The 7,331-nt window shown below is 55.8% G+C and carries 8 protein-coding genes and 1 pseudogene; 2 read left to right on the plus strand and 7 right to left on the minus strand.

Annotated elements, in window-relative coordinates:
• Nucleotides 1-196: 196 nt before the first annotated feature.
• The 6 genes from AAAC48_RS04640 to AAAC48_RS04665 all read right to left on the minus strand — a co-directional run bounded on the left by AAAC48_RS04640 (nucleotide 197) and on the right by AAAC48_RS04665 (nucleotide 5,035).
• Complete coding sequence (locus tag AAAC48_RS04640; protein WP_340653050.1) at nucleotides 197-1,087, minus strand: NAD(P)-dependent oxidoreductase; 891 nt, start codon at nucleotides 1,085-1,087, stop codon at nucleotides 197-199.
• A 42-nt stretch (nucleotides 1,088-1,129) separates the two neighbouring features.
• Nucleotides 1,130-2,065, minus strand: coding sequence for a 2-hydroxyacid dehydrogenase (locus AAAC48_RS04645; RefSeq protein ID WP_340653051.1), 936 nt, complete (start codon nucleotides 2,063-2,065; stop codon nucleotides 1,130-1,132).
• 29 nt (nucleotides 2,066-2,094) lie between these two features.
• Entirely contained in the window at nucleotides 2,095-2,826 is a 732-nt protein-coding gene (locus tag AAAC48_RS04650; RefSeq protein ID WP_340653052.1) for an amino acid ABC transporter ATP-binding protein, read from the minus strand.
• Nucleotides 2,807-3,466 carry an amino acid ABC transporter permease gene (locus tag AAAC48_RS04655; protein WP_340653053.1) on the minus strand — a complete coding sequence of 220 codons (660 nt, stop codon included), beginning with the start codon at nucleotides 3,464-3,466 and terminating at the stop codon, nucleotides 2,807-2,809. The genes AAAC48_RS04650 and AAAC48_RS04655 overlap by 20 nt, the downstream gene beginning before the upstream one ends.
• The gene (locus tag AAAC48_RS04660) at nucleotides 3,463-4,167 is read right to left on the minus strand and encodes an amino acid ABC transporter permease (RefSeq protein ID WP_340653054.1); all 705 of its coding nucleotides are present in this window, start codon (nucleotides 4,165-4,167) and stop codon (nucleotides 3,463-3,465) included. The genes AAAC48_RS04655 and AAAC48_RS04660 overlap by 4 nt, the downstream gene beginning before the upstream one ends.
• A gap of 64 nt (nucleotides 4,168-4,231) precedes the next feature.
• Nucleotides 4,232-5,035, minus strand: a complete 804-nt coding sequence (locus tag AAAC48_RS04665; protein ID WP_340653055.1) for a transporter substrate-binding domain-containing protein — start codon at nucleotides 5,033-5,035, stop codon at nucleotides 4,232-4,234.
• 279 nt (nucleotides 5,036-5,314) lie between these two features.
• On the opposite strand from AAAC48_RS04665, the gene AAAC48_RS04670 reads away from it, so the two are divergent.
• Both AAAC48_RS04670 and AAAC48_RS04675 read left to right on the plus strand, forming a co-directional pair.
• Nucleotides 5,315-5,641 carry a hypothetical protein gene (locus AAAC48_RS04670; RefSeq protein WP_340653056.1) on the plus strand — a complete coding sequence of 109 codons (327 nt, stop codon included), beginning with the start codon at nucleotides 5,315-5,317 and terminating at the stop codon, nucleotides 5,639-5,641.
• Nucleotides 5,642-5,698: 57 nt separating this feature from the next.
• Entirely contained in the window at nucleotides 5,699-6,745 is a 1,047-nt protein-coding gene (locus tag AAAC48_RS04675; protein ID WP_340653057.1) for a LacI family DNA-binding transcriptional regulator, read from the plus strand.
• A 393-nt stretch (nucleotides 6,746-7,138) separates the two neighbouring features.
• On the opposite strand, the pseudogene AAAC48_RS04680 reads toward AAAC48_RS04675, so the two are convergent.
• Nucleotides 7,139-7,331, minus strand: a pseudogene (locus tag AAAC48_RS04680) (IS110 family transposase); the annotation flags it as partial.

Below are 7,331 nucleotides of genomic sequence, written 5' to 3' on the forward strand. Positions count from 1 at the left end.
TCATTTCATGCCGCTTTCGATGCTGGATAGCCAATTGGCAACGCTGGAGCCACCAACCGGCGAAGCGCTTGTGCTGCGTCAGGACGTGGCAGAGCCGGTCGCTGATATCGTCGAAGCAAGCGTGAAAGGGTTAAGTGAGATTGCGTTCAACGCTTGACCCGCTGCTTTTCAAGCACGGCATCGGTACTGGACGGATTTATTGAGGAAAGCCATCCAGCATTCGCATCATCTCCGCCGAATCCCTGGATCCAAGGCCAGCGGCACAGAGCAGCCGGTGGATCTCTACGACCTGACCGGTCATCGGCAGAGGCGTTTTGGTTTTCAGCGCAAAGGTCTGTAGGGAATCGAGATCCTTCAACATATTGTCGATGCGGCCTGTCGGCGCGTAATCACGCCTGGCAAACTTGGCCATGAATTCCTGCATGATGCGATTGTCGGCACGACCACCAGCAAGAGCCTGCGGGATAATCGTCGGATCGACGCCTCCTGCTTCTGCAAGCTTGACGGCTTCAGCAACGGCCTGAAACGCCACGGCACAAAATAGCTGGTTGATCAGCTTGGTTGTCTGCCCCGCTCCGCTTGGCCCCATCAATGTGTAATTGGCACAAAGATGCTGCATTACGATTTGGGCACGCTCGAAATCGGCAGCATCTCCGCCCGCCATTACGGTCAAGCGCCCGGCGGCTACGCCCGGAGCACCGCCTGACAAGGGACAATCCACCCATTTCATGCCAGTTTCGCCCGCAAGCCTTGCCGCCATAACAGCAGTCTCTTTTGGATCGATCGAGGACATGTCGATGAGCAGCTTGTTGCTGTTAGCGGAAACGGCAACTCCGTCCTTGCCGAATACGACGGCACGGACAATATCGGCATGATTGAGGCTGAGGATCACGTAATCGCTCCGAGCAGTGGCGTCCGCCACCGACACCGACGCGATTGCGCCCCTTGCGGTGAGTGCCGCGACCTTTTCGCTGACCAGATCGAAAATCGTAACCTTATGACCGGTCTCGATGAGGCGTGTTGCAATCGCCGCCCCCATAATCCCGGCGCCAATTACGGCGATTTTGACTGCGGTTGTATTGGTCATGCGGATACTCCTTCCCAGGCATCACCCGATCCCGGTAAAAAGCTAAATCACTGCTGCCGGAAGCGGTTTGCCGGTAAACTGCGCGTCGAGATTGGCAAGCACCAAATCTGCCATCGCCCCACGCGTTTCGTGGGTTGCGCTCGCTACATGCGGCGTGAGCACCACATTCTTCATTTCAAAAAACGCCTCCGGCACGTGAGGTTCATGTTCAAACACATCAAGCGCCGCACCAGCGATTTTGCCCTCACCGAGGGCAGCAACCAGAGCTGCCTCATCAACAAGCGAACCACGCGCGATATTGACGAGACTTCCCTTGGGCCCGAGCGCCTCAAGGACATCGCTGTTGACCACGTGCCGCGTCTCGGCTGATGCGGCCGCCGCAATAATCAGCACGTCACAATTTGCTGCAAGGCCAACAATCGTATCGTAGAACACATAGGGCACATCCAATTTACGCCGGCCGGAATAGGAGATCTGCGCATCAAAGGCTTCAAGCCGTTTGGCAATCGCCTGCCCGATCCGGCCAAGTCCGAAGACGCCATAGCGACGGCCCGTGACGCGATGGCCAAGGCCGAGATCCCCTTTCGACCAGTTTCCGGAGCGGACATGCTTGTCGGCAATCGTGAGCTGTCGTGCCAGTGCTATAATGAGGCCGAGTGCCAGATCAGCGACGTCGGCAGTCAATACATCCGGCGTGTTAGCGACCCGGTAGCCGCGTTTTTTTGCCTCGTTCAGATCGACCCTATCGTAGCCAACACCATTGATTGCAACGATTTCTAGCTTCGGTAACTGGATTGCCAGCTCAGTGGGAATACCGATATGGCCGCCCGTGACCACGCCGCGTATGTCACCGGCCCTCTCTTTCAGAATGCCGGTCTGGTCCTTCGTTTCGAAATAGCGATGGACGGTGTAGCGCTTCGCAAGCTCCGCTTCGAGCGACGGCATCAGCGGACATAATTGCAGAATGTTGATCGACATGATTTAACTTAATTCCTGGATGGAGGCATCTATTTGACGTCGGATTTGACGAATTGGCGCAGCTCCGGTGTCTGTGGATCAGCAAAGAGCTGCTTTGAAGGACCCTCCTCCCGGATTTTACCGTGATGCATGAAAATGGTTTTGGTCGCGACGCGTCGGGCAAAAGCCATTTCGTGCGTGACGAGGATCATCGTCATCCCGTCGCGGGCAAGCTGCTCCATGACATTGAGCACCTCCTCCGTCAGTTCCGGATCAAGCGCCGATGTGACTTCGTCAAACAGCATTACTTTCGGTTGCATTGCAAGCGAACGGGCGATTGCAACGCGCTGCTGCTGGCCGCCGGACAGTTCATCCGGATAGGCATCAAATTTTTCCGACAGACCAACCATTTTCAGCACGGCCTCCGCCGTCTTGCGCGCGTCCGCCTTTGCAACATTCTTGACGATCTTCGGCGCCAGCATGATGTTCTCGCCGACGCTCAGATGCGGAAACAGATTATAGCTTTGAAAAACAATGCCCACATCGCGGCGGAGCTCGCGCAATTTTTGCGGATCGCGGCTGACCGTATGTCCGGCGATTTCGATGCGACCGGAATTAATCGTTTCCAGCCCATTGATGCAGCGCAGAAGCGTGCTCTTGCCGGATCCCGACCGGCCGATCAGTGCGATAACTTCGCCAGGTTCGACGGTCAGGGAGATCCCTTTGAGGACTTCGACTGTGCCGAAGCTTTTATGAACATTTTTAACGATGACTTCCGACATGGAGCCTCCTTTCCAGCCAACGCGACAGCTGGGACAGTGGGTAGCAGACGACGAAATACAGCGCCGCAACCGCAAGAAAGACACGGAAAGGCTGGAACGTCGCATTGTTGATGAGTTGCCCCGCGCGCGCGAGTTCGACAAAGCCGATGATCGAGGTGATCGAGGTATTCTTAACCACCTGTACGGCAAAACCGACCGTCGAGGGCAGGGAAATACGAAGCGCCTGCGGCAGGATAACATAGCGATATTGCTGCGCGCGGGTCATGGCAAGGGATTCGGAGGCCTCCCATTGCTGTTTTGGCACAGACTGGATGCAGCCCCGCCAGATTTCTCCGAGATAGCCCGACGCATAGATGGTCATTGAGGCACCGGCAGCCACCAGTGGCGGCAACTGCAGTCCGGCGAGGCTCAATCCGTAGTAGGAGAGAAACAGGATCATCAGAACCGGGATACCCTGGATGACCTGGATATAGGTTCCCGCGATGATACGCAGCCATTTGTGTGTCGAAGTTCGCGCAAGCGCGACGAAAAAGCCGATAATGCCGCCGCCGCCGAGCGCAATCACCGTCAGTATGATGGTCCAGACGAGCGCCGAAAGCAGGAACCCGAATTCGCTAAAGCCAAAGGTACGGAGAATCATGCCTGCACCTCCGGAAGGGCGACTGCGGTCCGCCGCGCCACGCGGCGGCCGAACAACCAGAGGCCGAGAAGTGCCAGCACGCCGCGCATGGCCAGCGCTAGCGCCAGATAGATCAGCGTCACTACGATATAGATTTCAAAAGAGCGGAAACTTTGCGATTCGATGAAAGCAGCTGAAGCGGCGAGCTCATTGGTGGAAATCGCGGAACAGATGGACGATGCCAGCATCATCAGCACGAACTGGCTGCACAGCGCCGGATAGACCTTGGCGATCGCCGGCATGATGATAACATGGCGGTAGATCTGCAACTTCGTAAAACCCAAGGCTTCGCCCGCTTCAATTTGCGATTTGTGAATTGATTCAATTCCGGCGCGAATGATTTCGGTCGAATAGGCAGCAAGATTGATCGTCATGCCGATCAGCGCTGCCGTCACGGCACTGACACGGAACCCAAGGCCCGGCAGGCCGAAATAGACAATGAAAAGCTGCACCAGAAACGGTGTATTGCGAATGATTTCGACATAGGCATCAACGATGAATCGGCTGATGCCGGGCTTCATCGAGCGAATCGAGGCAAGAACAATGCCTGCCGCACAACCAAGAACAATCGACACGACGGACAGTTTGATCGTCATCCAGATCCCGGCAAGGATCTCATTCTGGTATTGGGCGATGACGCCGAACTGGAAGGTGTAGGGCATATTTCCGGCCTCCGTGGTGGATCCTGCCGGGCGTCCAGGGCCCGGCAGATCGATCTGCTTCGTTTTAGAACGAAGGCAGCTGCGGCATGGGCTGGCCGGTCCATTTCATCGCGATTGCGTCGAGCTCCCCAGAATTCTTCATCAGGTAAATCGCCGTGTTGAGCCACTGGCGCATTTCAAAATCCTGTAGGGTCGTCGCCATGGAGTTGCCCTGACGGAAGAAGGTGAAGCCCACCTGTAGGCCGGCATCCGGCAACTGCTTGAGGACGGCATCAGCAACTGTCGACGGCAGAGCAACAGCATCGACCTGTCCGGCGATCAACGCCTGAGCAGAGGTCGAGTCATCCTCATAGACGACAATCTCAAGACCGGGTATGGCGACCTTGCGCAATGCAGCTTCCTGGGACGACCCGCGATTGACCGCCACACGCTTGCCGCCGAGCTCCGACAACTGACCGAACTTCTGGTCCTTGCCCGAAACGATCACCATGTTGAAGGCACTGTAGGGCTGCGTGAACATCACTGTCTTGGCGCGCTCACCAGTCGGGGCCAATGTGGCGACGAGAAAGTCGACTTTGCCGGTCTGCAAGGCGGGAATGCGCGAGGGCGGCGTCAATGGCACCAGTTCTGCCTTGACGCCCAGATAACCGGCGATGAGGTTCGCGACATCGACATCATAGCCGGTTGGATTGCCGTTCTCATCCACCATGCCCATCGGCGGAGCACCGGTCAGCACACCGATACGGACCGTCCCGCGTGTGGTAATATCGTTCAGCGTTACGGCGTTTGCGTCGAAGGCGGCAAACAGCCCTGCGGCTGCAACGCCAATTGCTGCAATCATGACGCGAAGAGACTTCGAAATACTCATATTGTTTCCTCCACTTTCCGGCACCGGCCTCCCAGCCATGCCGTCGGTTTGAACTTAATAGTTATGTTCTCGGTAACATCTCAGACCGCATATTGCGCGATTGATGCGATAATTCGACTTTAGCGCATTCCTCCGCTCATTTTGCGCATCACCCGCTGTGCACATCCTCAAACGGAGTTAGATGCAATCTTTGATGCTTGTATTTTCAACCATACATGTTATCGGTATCATTGCAAGTGGCCGTAACAATGAATCGGCTTTGAAGTATAGAGAGGTTGCATGTTCACCCGATCCGCAATTTTCGAGGGTAGAATTCACCCAGGTCACGAAGAGGAATTCTTCCGCCTGGTCGAGGAGCGGCTACTGCCAGTGTGGAAACGCATGCCAAATGCGCAAGCCGTGCGGGTTATGCGCACGGTCAATACTGACGCAGACACACCAGCAATCGTCATGGTACAGGAAGTCGACTATCCATCAATGGCAGCGATCGAGGAGGCGCTAGCATCCCCCGTGCGGGCGGAAGGTCGAGCCATCACCGACGAGATGATGCGTATGCTCGATGGCCGCTTCTATCACCTTGTTTACAATCGAATCGCTCCGAAGTAACTGATTATCTGAGATAAACAGGACATTCACGTGCCGCCATCGTCTCCCAAAGCAACCATGCGGGATGTTTCCCGGCTCGCCGGCGTGTCCAAAATGACGGTATCGCGCGTACTGGCGGATCCTGGGCTGGTCTCAAAATCCACCCGTGATAGGGTGATGAAGGCGGTTGAACAGCTCAGCTATGTGCCTGATCGCGTCGCAGGCAGCCTTTCTTCCAGGCGCACCAACTTCATCACCGCTATATTGCCGACACTGACCAACTCCAATTTCGCTGACACGGCGCAAGGGCTGGCAGAGGCGATGCGCGCAGCCGACTATCAACTCCTCATTGGCTATACGATGTACAGCCTAACTGAGGAGGAGAGGATCATCCGCGCCATGCTGGCGCGAAGACCAGATGCAATCGTGGTTGCTGGAACGACGCACACAAAAGCCGCAAGCGAGATGATGTTGCGGGCCGGAATTCCGATTGTCGAGATCTGGGACGCTCCCGAACATCCCATCGACCACGCCGTTGGCTTCTCCAATTATGAAGTTGGTCGTGCCGCAGCACTCCATCTTCTTTCTCTTGGTCATCGCCGTATCGGTGCGCTTGGTTCCCGCGTCGATTGCGAAGCGAAGGACTTACGTGGCGAGGCACGTCTGGCAGGCTTCAGCTCAGTGCTCCGTGAGGCAGGGCTCAGTAGCGAATTGGTAATTCGCGAGAACGAAGCACCAGTGTCTTACGATCACGGCGCGTGGACTTTGGGCGTCTTGCTTGAGCGGGCGCCAGATGTGGAGGCTGTCTTTGCTGTTTCCGACATTTCCGCTGTTGGAGCTCTTATGGAATGTCATCGCCGTCACATCAGCGTGCCGGATGATTTGTCCTTGATGGGCTTTGGTGACTTCGATATTGCGCGCCAATGTGTTCCTGCAATCACAACGATCCGCATTGATGCCAAACTTATCGGCAAGCGCACGGGTGAACTTCTCTTGAGCGTTCTTGATGGCGAAACGAATTTAGAGGCTATTCCCACAGTTCCCGTGAACGTTGGTTTCGAACTCATCAGCCGGGAGACAACCGCGCCAGCAAGGACGCAAGCGATGAAGAAGCCTCGGTTTTAAGAAAGTTGCTCCTTACATGGCTCCGTGCAAAATTGTAAAGTTTTGACAATCCTTCCTTTGAAAAGGCCGATAATAGAGCCAGACAGCGCGAGCAACGATTCAATCGGAAAACGATGGTTCTTCTGTGGTTGCCGCCCGTTGTGCAAGAAGTTTCTGACCTTTTGAATGTGCGATCGAGTGCGGTCTTCTGTCGGGCCTTTTATGTGTGGCATTTTCAGAAGCCTCTGGCCGGTATGGTGATCTGCGGATCGGGTCCAAATCTTGTAGCCGAGCTCTCCAGCTCGAAGAACCATACTGGTTTTCCCTATCCGGATCGTTTCGATCATGCGCCCATTCAGGTCATCGACTTCTCACACTCCTTACCGACTTTGGATATTTGTGGTCAGCATCAAATCACGCTGCCACGACCAATGCCGGATCTCGATAGTCTTCCTGCTTCGTCAGCATGGCCCAGATTTTTCGGGCCATCTTGTTCGCCAGCGCAATCGCCACCAGCATCCGCGGCTTCTTCGCCAGCATCCGGGACAGCCATGCTCCCTGTGTGGCGGGCTTGCGGCTCGCCCAGTTCACACGTGCCATCGCGCCG

This window comes from Phyllobacterium sp. (genome assembly GCF_037994405.1).
Taxonomy (GTDB): Bacteria; Pseudomonadota; Alphaproteobacteria; order Rhizobiales; family Rhizobiaceae; genus Phyllobacterium.

Bases quoted from the DNA above. Each gene is read 5' to 3' on its own strand.
- AAAC48_RS04640 (WP_340653050.1), bottom strand. From the start codon at position 1,087: ATGACCAATACAACCGCAGTCAAAATCGCCGTAATTGGCGCCGGGATT.
- AAAC48_RS04645 (WP_340653051.1), bottom strand. From the start codon at position 2,065: ATGTCGATCAACATTCTGCAATTATGTCCGCTGATGCCGTCGCTCGAA.
- AAAC48_RS04650 (WP_340653052.1), bottom strand. From the start codon at position 2,826: ATGTCGGAAGTCATCGTTAAAAATGTTCATAAAAGCTTCGGCACAGTC.
- AAAC48_RS04655 (WP_340653053.1), bottom strand. From the start codon at position 3,466: ATGATTCTCCGTACCTTTGGCTTTAGCGAATTCGGGTTCCTGCTTTCG.
- AAAC48_RS04660 (WP_340653054.1), bottom strand. From the start codon at position 4,167: ATGCCCTACACCTTCCAGTTCGGCGTCATCGCCCAATACCAGAATGAG.
- AAAC48_RS04665 (WP_340653055.1), bottom strand. From the start codon at position 5,035: ATGAGTATTTCGAAGTCTCTTCGCGTCATGATTGCAGCAATTGGCGTT.
- AAAC48_RS04670 (WP_340653056.1), top strand. From the start codon at position 5,315: ATGTTCACCCGATCCGCAATTTTCGAGGGTAGAATTCACCCAGGTCAC.
- AAAC48_RS04675 (WP_340653057.1), top strand. From the start codon at position 5,699: ATGCGGGATGTTTCCCGGCTCGCCGGCGTGTCCAAAATGACGGTATCG.